We start from the raw sequence: 15,624 nt of genomic DNA on the forward strand, positions 1-15,624 counted from the left end.
GATCAGTACAGGCCGAAGAGCTTGGCGCCCAGGGCCAGGGTCAGCAGCACCGACAGCGCGAGGGTCAGCACGGCGCTGGAGTGGCCCTGCTGCTTGCTGACGCTGTGCGTGGCGTCCATCCACAGATGGCGCACACCGGCGATGAAGTGATGCAGGTAGCCCCAGATCAGGGCCAGTGCGACCAGCTTGACCAGCACGCCCGGGATCGGGCCGAGGCCGGCGACGAAGGCGTTCTTGAACACGTCGAAGGAGATCTCGGTGCTCAGGCTGGTGTCCAGCATCCAGATCACGAACGGCAGCAGCAGGAACATCAGCAGGCCGCTGATGCGATGCAGGATCGAGACGATGCCGGCGGGCGGCAGGCGGTAGGACACGATCTCCGTCACATGGATGTTGCGGAAGACCGGTCGCGGTTTTTTGGTCTGAACGGTGGTGTCTGTCATACCCGACCTTTGGTAATCAATGTGAAACCTGAGGATTTTATTGCAACGCAACAGGGTCAGGCCTTGCCTTTCGCTGCCGCAAGCCTCTTTCTTTCAGAGGGTCAATTCAGATCGTTGCGATAAAAGTGCGTGGAAGTGTTGTAGAGCCCGCGTCGCAGTTCCACCGGCCGGTCGCCGTAGGTGAAGGACAGGCGCTCCACGCTCAGCAGCGGCGCACCGACCTCGACCTGCAGCAGCGCGGCGGTCTCGGCATCCGCCGCCACGGCACGGATCTTCTCCTGGGCACGGATCATCTGCACCCCGAACTCCGACTCGAACAAGCCATAGAAAGGACCGCGATGCTGGTTCAGCAGCTCGGTCGTCAAACCCTTGAACAGGCTGCCCGGCAGCCAGATGTCATCCAGCACCACCGGGCGGCCCTTGCTGTGCAGCAGGCGGCGCACCTCGACCATGGCATCACCTGCGCGCATCTGCAGCTGGCGAGCAATCCAGGCCGGCGCGCGCTGCCGCCGGCAGTCCAGCAACTGCCGCCCCAGGCCAGGCTCCTGGTCCTCGTCCGGCATCAGACGCAGGAAGCGGTACTGCTGCTTCTGCTCCGCGTGCGTGGCGACGAAGGTGCCCTTGCCCTGGCGGCGAACGAGCAGATTCTCTGCCGCAAGTTCGTCAATAGCCTTACGGACCGTGCCCTGGCTGACGCCGAAGCTGGCCGCGAGCTCCATCTCGCTCGGGATGGCCTCGCCGGCCTTCCATGCACCGGCCTGCAGGCGCTGGATGATCAGCCCCTTGATCTGGCGGTACAGCGGGGAGAACGCCGGCGAGGACAGCCCGCCGGACGCAGCCTCGCCACGCTGGAGCTCAAGGCCAGGCGTGCTCGGGACTGCAGGTGGATTCGGCATGGCCGGGATTCGAGCACAGGGCACCCCGCCCCGTCGAGTGGATTCGGCAAATCCTGTCAAAAATGTCTTCTATAAGACATAAGACAGTCAGTTTTATGCAAAGGACGCCGCATAATCTGCCCTGCCCGGCCTCAAGTGGCAGCCTTCAGATGGTCAATAGGGAAAACGCCCGGACTCTGACCTACACTTGCGGCCACCGCGCCGCCGCCTGCCCGCTCTTCGGTCTCGCTCGTTCCAGGATGACCGCCGTGCACCGCAACCAGTGGCGCCACGAACAGCTTTTTCATCCTTTTCGGAGACCTCCATGAGCAAGAAACCCGTTCGCGTTGCCGTCACCGGCGCCGCAGGCCAGATCGGCTACGCCCTGCTGTTCCGCATCGCCTCCGGCGAAATGCTGGGCAAGGATCAGCCCGTCATCCTGCAGCTGCTGGAGATCCCCGACGAGAAGGCCCAGAACGCGCTGAAGGGCGTGATCATGGAGCTGGAAGACTGCGCCTTCCCGCTGCTGGCCGGCATCGAGGCCCACAGCGACCCGATGACCGCCTTCAAGGACACCGACTTCGCCCTGCTGGTCGGCGCCCGCCCCCGCGGCCCCGGCATGGAGCGCTCGGACCTGCTGGCCGCCAACGCCCAGATCTTCACGGTGCAGGGCAAGGCCCTCAACGCCGTGGCCTCGCGCAACGTCAAGGTGCTGGTCGTGGGCAACCCCGCCAACACCAACGCCTACATCGCCATGAAGTCGGCCCCGGATCTGCCGGCCAAGAACTTCACCGCCATGCTGCGCCTGGACCACAACCGCGCCGCCTCGCAGATCGCCGCCAAGACCGGCAAGGCCGTGGCCGACATCGAGAAGCTGGCCGTGTGGGGCAACCACTCGCCCACGATGTACGCCGACTACCGCTACGCCACCATCGGTGGCCAGTCGGTCAAGGCCATGATCAACGACGAGCAGTGGAACCGTGAAGTGTTCCTGCCGACCGTCGGCAAGCGCGGCGCCGCCATCATCGCCGCCCGCGGCCTGTCCTCCGCCGCCTCGGCCGCCAACGCCGCCATCGACCACATGCGCGACTGGGCCCTGGGCACCAACGGCAAGTGGGTCACCATGGGCATCCCGTCCAAGGGCGAGTACGGCATCCCTGCCGAAGTGATGTTCGGCTACCCGGTGACCACCGAGAACGGCGAGTACAAGATCGTCGAGGGCCTGGAGATCGATGCCTTCTCGCAAGAGTGCATCAACAAGACCCTGAACGAGCTGCTGGAAGAGCAGAACGGCGTCAAGCACCTGCTGTGATCGCCGCAAGGCCAGCCAGCATCACGGACAGCCGTTCGTGATACGGTGAAGGGTCGGCCCCGTGCCGGCCCTTTTTCATTTCCCGCCCTGATCGCCCGCATACCCATGAGCACCGCGCCCCATCCCCGCCTGGCCCTCTTCGAGGAAGGCGATGCCGCCGCCCTGCTGCCCGTCGTCGACCACTACTGCGGCGTCGAAGCCCGCATGCGCAAGAGCCTGGAGCTGCAGGCCGAGATGGGCCCGGTCTTCGACATCACGCTGGACTGCGAGGACGGCGCGCCCGTGGGCGGTGAGGTCGAGCATGTGCTGCTGGTCAACGAGGTGCTCAACGACCCGCTGAACCGCCACGGCCGCGTCGGCGCCCGGGTGCATCCGCTGGGCCACCCCGCCTTCGAGGCCGATGTCGAGGGCCTGCTGGCCGGCGGTGGCGAGCGCCTGGCCTACCTCATGGTGCCCAAGCCGCAGTCCTTCGAGGACGTGGACCGCGCCGTCGCCTTCATCGACGCCACCCGCGCGCGCCTGGGCCTGGCGGGCGAGCTGCCGGTGCACGTGCTGATCGAGACCCACGGCGCGCTGCGCGACGTGCAGCGCATCGCGGCGCATCCGCGCATCGAGTCCCTCTCCTTCGGGCTCATGGACTTCGTCTCCGCGCACCGCGGCGCCATTCCGCGCGTCGGCCTGACGGTCGAGGGCCAGTTCAGCCACCCGCTCGTGGTGCGTGCCAAGCTGGAGATTGCCGCGGCCGCCCACGCGCACGGCAAGACGCCCTCGCACTGTGTGGTGACCGAATTCAAGGACACCGACGCCCTCGAGATGGCCGCCGGGCGCGCGGCACGCGAGTTCGGCTACACGCGCATGTGGAGCATCCATCCCAACCAGATCCGCCCCATCGTCGAGGCCTTCGCCCCGCGCATGGCGGAGATCGACGAGGCCATCGAGATCATCCAGGCCGCCCAGGCGGCGCACTGGGCCCCGATCCAGCACCGGGACACGCTGCACGACCGTGCCAGCTACCGCTACTTCTGGCAGGTGCTGGAACGCGCCCACCGCACCGGGCAGGCCCTGCCCGCCGAGGTGACGGCCGCCTACTTCAACCCCTGATCCGGCCCGGCGCCCCGCCTGGCGCCCTTCGCTGCCGTGAAGCCCACACCTTTGCTTGCAGATGAAGGGATTTCTGGCATAGACAGTCGCGCCGCCCGGGCGCATGCTTGCGTCGGTCGTCGCCCAGGCCCGACATGGCCCTCGCGCAGGCACCACAAAGCGCTCTTTTGCTTGCACAATCAAGCATCTGCACAGGATTTCTCATGCATCACCTCCGCTCCCTCACTGCCGCCCTCGGCACCTGCGCCCTGCTGATGGCCGGCCAGGCCTTTGCTGCCGCCAAGGAAACGCCGCCCGCGCCCAAGAATCGCCTGGCCGCCAAGCTGAAGCCGCAGACCGCCGTGGCCCCGCTGCCGCCCCCCGAGGAAGTGCTGCTCAGCGACGAGCAGATGGCCGTCGCCCCGCGCGTGCATGCCGGTGAGGTGCAGTGCGAGTTCAACCAGCAGGTGCACATCACCCCCCACCCGGAGAAGCCCGGCCGCTTCCGCCTGCAGTTCGGCAAGATGGTCTACAACATGACGCCGGAGCCCACCACCACCGGTGCCGTGCGCCTGGAAGACAAGTCGGCCGGCATCGTCTGGCTGCAGATCCCCTCCAAGTCGATGCTGATGAACGCCAAGGCCGGCCAGCGCATGGCCGACAGCTGCCAGCACGCCGAGCAGCGCGCCTTCGTGGCCAATGGCGCCGGCACCGCACCGGCCGGCGGCATCGGCATCACGCCGGGCACGAACGCCAGCAACTGAGCGCCCTCGCGCCCGCAGCAAGGAGGCTTCGGCCTCCTTTTTTCATGGCGCGGCGCCCTCTCCCGGCGGGCACGCCTGCTGCCGCTAGCCATGCGCCCCGCCCGCGTGCCGGCTCTGCCGGCCGGCCGCCAAGTCCGAGTACCCCGCTCGGGCTTGGGGTGAGGCCAGAAGTACGTACAATCAATGCATACTTTTCAGCGCATACTTGGTGTGCATCCCGAGAGGAGTCTCCGCATGGAAGTGACCGTGGCAGAACGTGGGCAGATCACCCTGCCCAAGCCCGTCCGTGACGCCCTGGGCCTCACCAAAGGCACCACGCTGAAGGTGGAACTCGACGGCGGGCGCATCATCCTGCGCAAGAATGTGGACGATGCGCTGTCCAAGCTGCGCGGCCGCTTCAAGCTCGCCGAGGGCCACGCCAGCACCAACGACGCCCTGCGCGCCCTGCGCGGCCGCGCCCCCGGCGACCCCTATCCCGCCCCCGGCGAAGACGCATGATCGCTGTCGACACCTCCGTGCTGATCGACGTGCTCACGGGTGATCCCGAGCATGGCGATGCCTCGTCGCAGGCCCTGGCCAAGGCCCTGAGCGAGGGCGAGGTCGTGATCAGCGAGGCCGTCGTCGCCGAGGCGCAGGCCCTGCTCGACACCCGTGAGACCCTCATGGATGCCCTCAACGAGTTCGGCATCCGTTTCGACCCCATCCAGGAAGCGGCCGCTGTCCGCGCCGGCCACATGCAGCGTCGCTTCCGCGATCGCGGCGGCCAGCGTGGCCGGGTCGTCGCCGACTTCCTGATCGGCGCCCATGCCCTGCTGCAGTGCAAGGCGCTGATCACCCGCGATGAAGCCTTCTTCCGCGATTACTACAAGGGCCTGAAGCTGATCGTGCCTCAGCCCCTGTGACCCGTTTGAACCCACCCTAGCCCAGGAGTCCTCCCGATGCTACAAGCCTACCGCCAACACACTGCCGAGCGCGCCGCGCTGGGCATCCCGCCTCTGCCCCTGGACGCCAAGCAGGTGGCCGAGCTGATCGAGCTCATCAAGAACCCGCCGGCCGGCGAGGACGCCTTCCTGGTCGACCTGCTGACCCACCGCGTGCCTCCGGGCGTGGACGACGCCGCCAAGGTCAAGGCCAGCTTCCTGGCAGCCGTGGCGCACGGCGATCTGACGGTGGGCCTGATCTCCAAGGCCAAGGCCACCGAGCTGCTGGGCACCATGGTCGGCGGCTACAACGTCAAGCCCCTGATCGACCTGCTGGACGACGCCTCCGTCGCTGAAGTCGCCGCCACCGGCCTGAAGAAGACCCTGCTGATGTTCGACGCCTTCCATGACGTCGCCGAGAAGGTCAAGGCGGGCAACGCCCACGCCAAGGCCGTGATGCAGAGCTGGGCCGACGCCGAGTGGTTCACCTCGCGTCCGGAAGTCGCGCAGAAGATCACCATCACCGTCTTCAAGGTGCCCGGCGAGACCAACACCGACGACCTGTCGCCCGCCCCGGACGCCTGGAGCCGCCCGGACATCCCGATGCACTACCTCGCCATGCTGAAGAACACGCGTCCTGACGCGGCCTTCAAGCCCGAGGAAGACGGCAAGCGCGGCCCGATGCAGTTCATCGAGGACCTGAAGAAGAAGGGCCACCTGGTCGCCTACGTGGGCGACGTGGTCGGCACCGGCTCCTCGCGCAAGTCCGCCACCAACAGCGTGATCTGGGCCACCGGCGAGGACATCCCCTTCGTGCCCAACAAGCGCTTCGGCGGCGTGACCCTGGGCGGCAAGATCGCCCCCATCTTCTTCAACACGCAGGAAGACTCCGGCTCGCTGCCCATCGAGGTGGACGTGAGCAAGCTGGAGATGGGTGACGTCATCGACGTGCTGCCCTACGCCGGCCAGATCGTGAAGAACGGCGAGGTCGTCGAGACCTTCGCGCTCAAGAGCGAAGTGCTGCTGGACGAAGTGCGCGCCGGCGGCCGCATCAACCTCATCATCGGCCGCAGCCTGACCGGCAAGGCCCGCGAGTTCCTGGGCCTGCCCACCTCCACCCTGTTCCGCCTGCCCAAGCCTCCCGTGGACAGCGGCAAGGGCTACACCCTGGCGCAGAAGATGGTCGGCCGCGCCTGTGGCCTGCCCGAAGGCAAGGGCATGCGTCCCGGCACCTACTGCGAACCCAAGATGACCACCGTGGGCTCGCAGGACACCACCGGCCCGATGACGCGCGACGAGCTGAAGGACCTGGCCTGCCTGGGCTTCTCGGCCGACCTGGTCATGCAGTCCTTCTGCCACACCGCCGCCTACCCCAAGGCCGTGGACGTGAAGATGCACCGCGAGCTGCCGGCCTTCATCAGCAACCGCGGCGGCGTGGCCCTGCGCCCGGGCGACGGCGTCATCCACAGCTGGCTGAACCGTCTGCTGCTGCCCGACACCGTCGGCACCGGCGGCGACTCCCACACCCGCTTCCCCATCGGCATCTCCTTCCCCGCGGGGTCAGGTCTTGTCGCCTTCGGCGCCGCCACGGGCGTGATGCCCCTGGACATGCCCGAATCGGTGCTGGTGCGCTTCAAGGGCCAGATGCAGCCCGGCGTCACGCTGCGTGACCTGGTGCATGCCATCCCCCTGTACGCCATCAAGGCCGGCCTGCTGACCGTCGAGAAGAAGGGCAAGAAGAACATCTTCTCGGGCCGCATCCTCGAGATCGAAGGTCTGCCCGAGCTGAAGGTGGAACAGGCCTTCGAGCTGTCCGACGCCTCGGCCGAGCGTTCCGCCGCCGGCTGCACGATCAAGCTGAATCCGGAACCGATCAAGGAGTACCTGACCTCCAACATCGTCCTGATGAAGAACATGATCGCCGACGGCTACGAGGACAAGCGCACCCTGGAGCGCCGCATCAAGGCCGTGGAAGCCTGGCTGGCCAAGCCGGACCTGCTGGAAGCCGACAAGGACGCCGAGTACGCCGCCGTGATCGAGATCGATCTGGCCGACATCAAGGAGCCCATCGTCTGCTGCCCGAACGATCCGGACGACGCCAAGTTCATGTCCGAAGTGGCCGGCACCAAGATCGACGAAGCCTTCATCGGCTCCTGCATGACCAACATCGGCCACTTCCGCGCGGCCGCCAAGGTCCTGGGCGGCGCCCGTGACATCCCGGTCAAGCTGTGGGTCGCCCCGCCGACCAAGATGGACCAGAACGAGCTGATCAAGGAAGGCCACTACGCCACCTTCGGCACGGCCGGTGCCCGCACCGAAATGCCGGGCTGCTCGCTGTGCATGGGCAACCAGGCCCAGGTGCGCGAAGGCGCCACGGTGATGTCGACCTCGACCCGCAACTTCCCGAACCGTCTGGGCAAGAACACCAATGTGTTCCTGGGCTCGGCCGAGCTGGCCGCCGTGTGCTCCAAGCTGGGCCGCATCCCGACCGTGGCCGAGTACCACGAGGCCGTCGGCATCGTGAACAAGGACGCCGCCAGCATCTACAAGTACCTGAACTTCGACCAGATCGAGGAGTTCGCGGAGACCGCCAAGAGCGTGAACGTCTGAGGCGCCTGAGTCCGCACGCCGTGAGGCGCGCGGACCACCTCCCGGCGGCGTCTCCGTGACGCGCCCCCCAGCACCCTGGCCTGCCTCGCGGCAGCCAGGGTGTTGTTCTTGGGGCCTCTGCGGCCGGCTTCGTTCGACCGCCATGCGTCGATCACGCGTCGATCGCGCGACCGTCACGCGACCGTCATCAAGCCGGCACCGTGGACGGCTAAGCTGCCGGCATGCACCCTGACAACAAGAACAAGAAGGTGCGGGGGCTCACGACCGAGTCCGCCACGCGCCCCGATCCGCGTCCGTCCTGGCCGGACCTCCCGCGGCCCTCATCAGCACGGGCGTCACCGCCGCCGCTGGGCGAGCCTTCGACTGATCGCCCCACCCGCCCGCCACCCGATGGCCCGGCGCCCCTTTTCGACCCGGCCCCTGCCCGGCACGCCGGCGCGCCGCTGCGGTCCCGGCGCCGCCTGGCTCTGTCCTGGTTCGTGGCCCTCTTCTGGAACATCGTCGCCTTCCCGATGGCAAGCCTGGCCCTCCTGCGCCCGATCTCCCTCTGGACCTGCGCGATCAGCCTGCTCGTCGTCGGCCTGGGCCTGGCCCTGCTGTGGGAGGCGCTCCACCAGACCTGGCTCGCCTGGCACTACCAGGGCTCGCGCCTGCAGATCCGGCCGGCACGGCCGCGCGCCGGCCAGCCCCTGTCGATCGACCTGCACCTGCCGCGGCGCGCTCGGGAGACCTGGCCGCCGGGCGAGACGCCACGCTGGTGCCTGACCCAGCACCGCATCGATGAGACGACGTCCGGCTCGCCCGAGCGGGAGGTCGAGTGCATCGAGTGTCCCGCCCGCTGGCAGGACCTGGGCGCGGCCGGTCTGCACCTCTCGGCCCGTCTCGTGGTGCCCGCCGACGCGCCGCCCGACGGCAGCCCGCGCGGCCGCGAGACGGTGGCCTGGCGACTGAGCCTGCGCACCGCCGACGGCCGGATCCTGCAGGACTACGGCGTGCCGGTCGCCGGCGGCGATCCGACCCACCTGAGCCCCGCCAGCGCGCCGGCCTCGCCCACGCCGCCGGACCGCTTCGCGCCCACCAGCGGCCCCGCCCCAGCCGTCGACATCCCCCCCATGCCGCCCGATGCGCGCCCCCCGCGGCTGCCACCGGCGGTGCAGTGGCACGAGACACCCGCCGCGGGCCGCCTGGTCTTCGCGCAGGCCGGCTGGCGCGGGGTGGGCGGGCTGGCGCTGCTGTGCGCCCTGGCCGTGGCCCTGCCGTCGCCGGGCGGCAGGGGCGGGCTGTCGCTGCTGCTGCTCACCGCCAGCCTCGCCCTGGGGATGCACGGCCTGACCCGGCACTGGACGCTGTGGGTGCACGACGAAGGCCTGCTCCTGGAGCGGCGCTCATGGCTGTGGCTGACGCGGGTGTCCCTGCCGGCGTCCGCGCTGCAGGGCCTGTCCCGCCGGGAGACGCACCAGCGCCGGCGAAGCGGCCGCCTCCAGGATTTCCACGCCCTGCACACCTCGGCGCCGCTCGCGGACGGGGGCACGCGGCTGAGTCCGGGCCTGCCTGGCCGGGAGAGCGCCGAGGCCCTCGCCGGCTTCCTGCGCTGGGCCTTTGCGCAGCGGCAGGGGCGCTTCAGCCCCGGTGCCCGGCGCGACGTCCGGCGCACCAGCGTCTCGCAGCCCGGTTGGGGGCTGGCGCTGCTGGTCGCCGTGCTGGTTTGGCTGCTGCAGCGTCACTGACGCTGCCTTGAAGCCCGGAAGAGGCGACCTTGAAGCCGCTCCGCCGCCCTCTCCACGCTCGCAGCGGGAAAAATGCGCTTGGCCGTCGGAAACCCCGAACTCCATCGGTGTTTTCCTGCTGACTGTCATCAGTCATTTGCGACACTCTCTCGTCTGTTTCATTGCGTCCGCCGCCTTCTGCCAGGAGGAGCGTCGGGTGGTCAGCTCCAGGTTCCTCCCCTCTTCCGATGCTCATTGCCGGTTACCGCCAGACCGACGTCATCTACGCGAATGCCGACACCGTGGTGGCGGCGGCCGTGGCGCCGGATGGCGAGCGTGTCGTCCTCAAGTACCCCGACAGCGAGCAGCCGGCACCCGAGCTGCTGGCCCGCTGGCGGCATGAGTTCCACACCCTGCAATCGATCGACTCCGAGTGGGTGGTCAAGGCGCGCGCCCTGCACCAGGACGGGCGCAAGCTGGTGCTGGCCATGGAGGCCTTCGCCACGAGCAGCCTCGCGCAGCTGATCGAGGGCCAGCACCTCGATCTGGGGGAGAAGCTGGGCCTGGCCCTGCAGCTGTGCCGCGCGCTCAGCGACGTCCACGCTCACCGGCTGATCCACGGCGACGTCGCGCCCAAGAACGTGCTGGTCGACCTGCGCCAGATGCGCCTGAAGCTCTGCGACTTCGCGCTGTCCTCGCCGCTGGACCGCGAGGAGGCGCCCCCGGGGCCGGGGCTGCGCGGCACGCTGGACTACATCTCTCCCGAGCAGACCGGCCGCACCAGCCTCGAGGTGGACTACCGCAGCGACTTCTATTCGCTGGGCATCACGCTCTACGAGCTCTTCGCCGGCCGCCGACCCTTCCTGCTGAGCGACCCCATGGCCCTGCTGCACGCGCAGCTTGCCGTGATGCCGACACCGCTGCACCTGCTCGATGAGAGCATCCCTGCCCCGCTCTCGCGCGTCGTGCAGAAGCTGCTGGCCAAGTACCCCGATGAGCGCTACCAGAGCAGCTACGGGCTGTTGGAGGACCTCGAGCAGTGCGCCCGCGACTGGGCGCACCGCCGCCACATCGACGACTTCGAGCTCGGCCGGCATGACACCCCCGAGCGCTTCTGCATCGCCCAGAAACTCTACGGCCGCGAAGCCGAGGCGGCCGCCATGCTGGAGGCCTTCGAGCGGGCGGCGGCCGGGCGGGCGGAGCTCCTGCTCGTCAGCGGGGCCTCGGGCATCGGCAAGACGGCCCTGGTGGCCGAGCTGCACCGGCCCGTGCTGGCCCGGCGCGGCTACTTCCTGCGCGGAAAATGCGACCAGTACCGCCGCAACGAGCCCTATGCCGCGCTGTGCCAGGCCTTCCAGCCCTTCGTCGAGCTGCTCGCCTCCGAGGGCGAGGAGCGCCGCAGCTACTGGCGCGACACCCTGCGCCTGGCCCTGGGCGACACCGCCGGCACGGTGGCTGCGCTGCTGCCGCAGCTGAGCCTGCTCATCGGCGAGATCCCCGCCCTGCCCGCGCTGCCCGCCGCCGAGAACGAGCAGCGCTTCCACTTCGCCTTCGCCGCCTTCACCCGCGCCCTGGCAGACAGCGCCCATCCCATTGCGCTGTTCCTCGATGACCTGCAGTGGGTGGACGGGCCGAGCCTGCGCCTGCTGCAGCACCTGCTGGCGGACCCGGAAGGCCACTGCTGCCTGCTGGTGGTCGGGGCCTTCCGCGACCAGGAGGTGGATGACGGCCACCCGCTGCAGCAGATGCTGCTGAGCCTGCGCCAGGCGGGTGTGCCCGCACCGGGGCGCCTGCACCTGGATCACCTGCAGTCCGAGCACGTCTCGCAGCTGATCGCCGACAGCCTGCACAGCAAGCCGGAGGACATCGAGGCCCTTGCGGAGCTGTGCGTCGAGAAGACCCGCGGCAATCCCTTCTTCCTCAACCAGTTCCTGCGCCGCCTGCATGCCCTGGGCGACCTGCGCTATGAGCGACGCAGCGGCCGCTGGGCCTGGGACATGACCCGCATCCGCCAGCGTGACATGACGGACAACGTCGTGACGCTGATGCTGGACGGCATGCGCGGCCTCGCCCCGCTCACGCAGCGCCTGCTGGCCAATGCGGCCCACCTCGGCGAGAGCTTCTCGCTCAGCGAGCTCATGGCCGTGAGCGACCTCGACGCCGATGCCTGCGCGCGCGCCCTGTGGCCCGCGCTGCAGGCCAGCCTCGTGCTGCCGCTGGACGAGGGCTACAAGTTCACCGGCACGCCGGCGCTGCTGGCCGAGGCCCGCTACCGCTTCCTGCACGACCGCGTGCAGCAGGCCGCGCATGACCTGACCCCGCTGCATGACCTGGCAGCGCTGCAGCTGCGCTGCGGCCGCCGCCTGCTGGCCGCCAGCAACGAGGCCCAGCGAGAGCAGCGGCTCTTCAGCATCCTGGCCTGCCTCAATGCCGGCCGCGGCCTGATGCACGAGCCGCAGGAGCTGGCCACGCTGCGCCGGCTCAATCTGCGTGCCGGCCTGCGGGCCAAGGCCGCCTCGGCCCACGCCACCGCGGTGGACTTCCTTCGCCACGCCCATGCCCTGCTGCCCGAGGACGCCTGGGAGCAGGACCCGGACGGCACGCTGGCGCTGTACCGCGAGCTCTCGGAAGCCGAATACCTGGCTGGCAACTTCAACGCGGCCGAGCGCCTCTACCCGCTGGCCCAGGCCGCCTGCCCCTCGGGCGACGGGCGGGCCTTGCTGGGCCTGGTGCAGGCCGAGCAGTACCACATCCAGGGCCGCTTCGGCGATGCCTTCACCGTGCTGCTCAAGGCCCTGGAGGAGATCGGCCGCCCCTTCCCCGCGACCGAGGAGGCGGCCCAGGCGCTGTTCCCGGACGAGTTCGCCGCCACCGAGCAGCAGCTCGCGGACCAGGGCGAGGACGCGATCCTGCGCGCCCCCGAGATGCAGGACCCGCGAGCCCTGCTCGAGATGCGCCTGTGCATGGCGCTGTCCTACGCGAGCTACCAGACCAGCCGCTTCGCCGCCTTCGTGCTGAACACCTGCCGCATGATGAGCACGACGCTCGCGCACGGGCAGAGCGACCTCAGCTGCATCGCCTACGTGGCGCACATGACCTCCCGCTCGGTCATGCAGCGCCCCTACACCGAGTGTTATGCGCTCGGCCACCTCGCGCGCCTGCTGGCCGAGCGCCGAGGCGCGGCCTACTTCCGCATCACCGTCTACCAGTACTTCAGCGCCTTCTACCAGCACTGGTGCGAACCGCTGTCCGCCGCGATCCGGCAAGTCGAGCTGGGCTGGGAGCTGGGCCAGAGCGGCACCAACCCGCTGGCGGCCGGCTACTGCGCGCTCCTGAGCGCCGTCAACCATTTCGCGCTGGGCACGCCGCTGGACGAACTGGAGGTGCACTGCGAGCGCGGGATCAAGTTCCTGAACAGGACGCGCCAGCCGGCGACGGAGTCCATGCTGCGCCACGGCGTGCTGCAGCCGCTGCTGGCACTGACCGGGCGCACGCTGTCGCCCCTGAGCTTCGACACCGAGGCCTGCCGCGCCAGCGCACTGCTCGAGGCCCAGCCGCTGCAGCCGAGCATCCCGCTGGCGCTGATGGTCGCGGCGCGCCTGCGCCACAGCTACCTGCTGCGGGACGCCGAGGGCTGGCGCCAGGCCCTGCCCCTGCTGCCCATGGTCGCCCTGTGCCTGCCTGACAGCCCCTCGCTCGTGGAGAGCAGCTTCTATTCGGCGCTCGGCCATCTGCGCAGCGGTTTCCCGACCGACGACACCGCGATCGACACGGCCCGCCAGCTGCTGACCCGCTTCGAGACCTGGGCACGCCACGGGGAGACCAACTTCCTGCACAAGCAGCTGCTGATCGCCGCCGAGCTGGCCCGCGCCGAAGGCCGGGACGAGGCGGCGATGGCCTTCTACAGCCAGGCCGTCGAGCAGGCGCAGGCCAGCGGCTTCGCGCCCTGCGCGGCACTGGCCAACGAGCTCTACGCCGACTACTGGACCGCCAAGGCCCAGCCGCAGCTCGCCCGCAACTTCATCCGCGAGGCCCACTACCACTACCGCCAGTGGGGCGCCGTCGTGAAATGCCGCCAGCTCGAGGCGCAATGGCCCGGCCTGGCCTTCTCCAGTGCCCGCGGCCCGCAAGGCAGCCAGAGCCGCAGCAGCCCGACCTACCGCGACTCCCTCGACCAGATCAGCCGCCTGGACCTGCACTCCCTGCTCAAGGCCAACCAGCTGCTCACCCAGGAAATCCAGCTCGACGCGCTGCTGCCCCAGATGCTGGGCGTGCTGCTGGAGAACGCGGGCGCCGAGCGCGGGGCCATCGTGCTGGAGGACGAAGGACGCCTCATCGTCGAGGTCGTGGGCGGTGTGGACGAGCATCACCGCCTGGTCTCGAGCCGCATCGCGCGCCCGCTGGACGAGGTCAACCGCGGGAGCGAGGCCCTGCTGCCGAGCAGCCTGATCGAGTTCACCAAGCTCAGCCGCCGCACCCAGCGGCTCAACCGGCCCGCCGAGGACGAGCGCTTCGCGCAGAGCCGCTACCTGCGGCAGTGCCAGCCCAAGTCCGTGCTGTGCCTGCCGGTGCTCAACCAGGGCAAGCTCGCGGCCGTCATCTACCTGGAAAGCCGGCAGCTGGAGAACGCCTTCACGCCGCGCCATCAGCAGACGCTGGAGTTGCTGAGCTCGCAGGCCGCCATCTCGCTGGCCAATGCGCGGCTGTACGAGCAGCTGGAGGAGAAAGTCGAGCGCCGCACGCAGGAGCTGCGCCAGATGAGCATGCGCGACGGCCTCACGGGCATCGCCAACCGACGCGCTTTCGACGAGCGCCTTGCCATCGAATGGCGGCGCAGCCAGCGCCATGGCACACCGCTGTCCTTGCTGATGCTGGACATCGACCACTTCAAGCAGTTCAACGACCACTACGGCCACCTCGAGGGCGACCGCTGCATCAAGACGGTGGCGCAGCTGCTGCAGGGCGTGGCCAGCCGGGGCAGCGACCTCGTGGCGCGCTACGGGGGCGAGGAGTTCGCGCTGCTGCTGCCGGACACGGAAGCGCCCGCGGCCGAGCGCCTGGCGCAGGCCTGCCTGGACGCCATCGAGGCGCTGGCCATCCCGCACGCCAAGTCCGCCGCCGGTCCGCATGTGAGCCTGAGCCTCGGCTGCAGCACCTTGCAGGCCAGCGAGGCCAGCACGCCGGAGATGCTGCTGAGCCACGCCGACCAGGCGCTATACCGCGCCAAGCGCGGCGGACGGCGCCGCTGGACGCGCTTCGACCCCCAGATCTGACGGCAGCGGCGGAACGCCCCGTCCGGTGACGCCCGCCGCGGGGTGGCCGGCAGGGTCAGGTCTTGAGGGCCGCCTTCAGGGCCTCGAGCAACTGCTTCACGAGACCCTGGATGCGCTCATCCACCAGCTCGTTCTGCTCGTCGAACAGGCCCGCCGTGAAGGCATTGCAGAAGACCTCGGGCTTGTTCAGCACGTGGAGGTCCAGGCACACGGCCACCTGGCGCAGGTGGTACTGCGCCCGCGACGTGCCCATGCCGCCGCCCGCACCCATCAGGCCCACGGTCTTGCCGGCGAGCAGGTGGTTGTCCTTCTCCCGCGAGGCCCAGTCCAGCGCATTCTTGAGCGCCGGGGCGATCGAGTAGTTGTACTCCGGGCAGGCCAGCAGCAGACCGTCGGCGGCGCGCAGCTGCTCGAAGAAGCGCTGCACGGCGGGCGGCGGCGTGGGGTGGTCCGCGTTGTAGAACGGGAACTGGCTGATGTCCGCCATCTCCAGCTGCAGCCCCTCGGGCGCGTGGCGCAGGGCGTAGCGGGCCAGGGCCGTGTTGCGCGAGGCGGCGCGCAGGCTGCCGCTCATCACCAGGATCTTCTTCGTCATCGTGTGCTCCTTGCCGAGGCGGCCGGTGCGGAGCCCCTGCCCCGCG

Annotated in this window: 11 protein-coding genes; 8 read left to right on the forward strand and 3 right to left on the reverse strand. The window is 69.3% G+C overall.

From position 1 onward, the window contains the following. Positions 1-2: 2 nt before the first annotated feature. Together sdhC and QRD43_RS19520 are read right to left on the reverse strand one after the other, a co-directional pair. On the reverse strand, positions 3-443 hold the full coding sequence (gene sdhC, locus QRD43_RS19515) for a succinate dehydrogenase, cytochrome b556 subunit (RefSeq protein ID WP_285984167.1): 441 nt from the start codon (positions 441-443) through the stop codon (positions 3-5). 101 nt (positions 444-544) lie between these two features. Next, entirely contained in the window at positions 545-1,339 is a 795-nt protein-coding gene (locus QRD43_RS19520) for a GntR family transcriptional regulator (protein ID WP_285984168.1), read from the reverse strand. 304 nt (positions 1,340-1,643) lie between these two features. Between QRD43_RS19520 and QRD43_RS19525 the strand changes: the two genes are divergently transcribed. The 8 genes from QRD43_RS19525 (at position 1,644) to QRD43_RS19560 (ending at position 14,983) form a co-directional block, all read left to right on the forward strand. Continuing rightward, positions 1,644-2,630: a malate dehydrogenase gene (locus QRD43_RS19525; RefSeq protein ID WP_285984169.1), complete on the forward strand. Its 987-nt coding sequence runs from the start codon at positions 1,644-1,646 to the stop codon at positions 2,628-2,630. A gap of 105 nt (positions 2,631-2,735) precedes the next feature. Then, entirely contained in the window at positions 2,736-3,731 is a 996-nt protein-coding gene (locus tag QRD43_RS19530) for an HpcH/HpaI aldolase/citrate lyase family protein (protein ID WP_285984170.1), read from the forward strand. A 203-nt stretch (positions 3,732-3,934) separates the two neighbouring features. After that, on the forward strand, positions 3,935-4,474 hold the full coding sequence (locus QRD43_RS19535; RefSeq protein WP_285984171.1) for a hypothetical protein: 540 nt from the start codon (positions 3,935-3,937) through the stop codon (positions 4,472-4,474). A 234-nt stretch (positions 4,475-4,708) separates the two neighbouring features. Next, positions 4,709-4,972: an AbrB/MazE/SpoVT family DNA-binding domain-containing protein gene (locus tag QRD43_RS19540; protein ID WP_285984172.1), complete on the forward strand. Its 264-nt coding sequence runs from the start codon at positions 4,709-4,711 to the stop codon at positions 4,970-4,972. Next, entirely contained in the window at positions 4,969-5,376 is a 408-nt protein-coding gene (locus QRD43_RS19545; RefSeq protein WP_285984173.1) for a type II toxin-antitoxin system VapC family toxin, read from the forward strand. The genes QRD43_RS19540 and QRD43_RS19545 overlap by 4 nt, the downstream gene beginning before the upstream one ends. A 36-nt stretch (positions 5,377-5,412) precedes the next feature. After that, a complete protein-coding gene (gene acnB / locus QRD43_RS19550; protein WP_285984174.1) occupies positions 5,413-8,004 on the forward strand; it encodes a bifunctional aconitate hydratase 2/2-methylisocitrate dehydratase in 2,592 nt (863 codons plus the stop codon). A gap of 221 nt (positions 8,005-8,225) precedes the next feature. Next, positions 8,226-9,731, forward strand: coding sequence for a hypothetical protein (locus QRD43_RS19555; protein ID WP_285984175.1), 1,506 nt, complete (start codon positions 8,226-8,228; stop codon positions 9,729-9,731). A 227-nt stretch (positions 9,732-9,958) separates the two neighbouring features. Beyond that, on the forward strand, positions 9,959-14,983 hold the full coding sequence (locus QRD43_RS19560; RefSeq protein WP_285984176.1) for a diguanylate cyclase domain-containing protein: 5,025 nt from the start codon (positions 9,959-9,961) through the stop codon (positions 14,981-14,983). A 55-nt stretch (positions 14,984-15,038) separates the two neighbouring features. On the opposite strand, the gene QRD43_RS19565 is transcribed toward QRD43_RS19560, so the two are convergent. Next, the gene (locus QRD43_RS19565) at positions 15,039-15,578 is read right to left on the reverse strand and encodes an NADPH-dependent FMN reductase (RefSeq protein WP_285984177.1); all 540 of its coding nucleotides are present in this window, start codon (positions 15,576-15,578) and stop codon (positions 15,039-15,041) included. Between the last annotated feature and the right edge of the window lie 46 nt (positions 15,579-15,624).

This window comes from Roseateles subflavus, assembly GCF_030285365.1.
Classification (GTDB): domain Bacteria; phylum Pseudomonadota; class Gammaproteobacteria; order Burkholderiales; family Burkholderiaceae_C; genus Roseateles_B; species Roseateles_B subflavus.

Coding starts and splice junctions, on each gene's coding strand:
- QRD43_RS19555 (WP_285984175.1), top strand. CDS start 8,226: ATGCACCCTGACAACAAGAACAAGAAGGTGCGGGGGCTCACGACCGAG.
- QRD43_RS19535 (WP_285984171.1), top strand. CDS start 3,935: ATGCATCACCTCCGCTCCCTCACTGCCGCCCTCGGCACCTGCGCCCTG.
- QRD43_RS19520 (WP_285984168.1), bottom strand. CDS start 1,339: ATGCCGAATCCACCTGCAGTCCCGAGCACGCCTGGCCTTGAGCTCCAG.
- QRD43_RS19530 (WP_285984170.1), top strand. CDS start 2,736: ATGAGCACCGCGCCCCATCCCCGCCTGGCCCTCTTCGAGGAAGGCGAT.
- QRD43_RS19560 (WP_285984176.1), top strand. CDS start 9,959: ATGCTCATTGCCGGTTACCGCCAGACCGACGTCATCTACGCGAATGCC.
- sdhC (WP_285984167.1), bottom strand. CDS start 443: ATGACAGACACCACCGTTCAGACCAAAAAACCGCGACCGGTCTTCCGC.
- acnB (WP_285984174.1), top strand. CDS start 5,413: ATGCTACAAGCCTACCGCCAACACACTGCCGAGCGCGCCGCGCTGGGC.
- QRD43_RS19525 (WP_285984169.1), top strand. CDS start 1,644: ATGAGCAAGAAACCCGTTCGCGTTGCCGTCACCGGCGCCGCAGGCCAG.
- QRD43_RS19545 (WP_285984173.1), top strand. CDS start 4,969: ATGATCGCTGTCGACACCTCCGTGCTGATCGACGTGCTCACGGGTGAT.
- QRD43_RS19565 (WP_285984177.1), bottom strand. CDS start 15,578: ATGACGAAGAAGATCCTGGTGATGAGCGGCAGCCTGCGCGCCGCCTCG.
- QRD43_RS19540 (WP_285984172.1), top strand. CDS start 4,709: ATGGAAGTGACCGTGGCAGAACGTGGGCAGATCACCCTGCCCAAGCCC.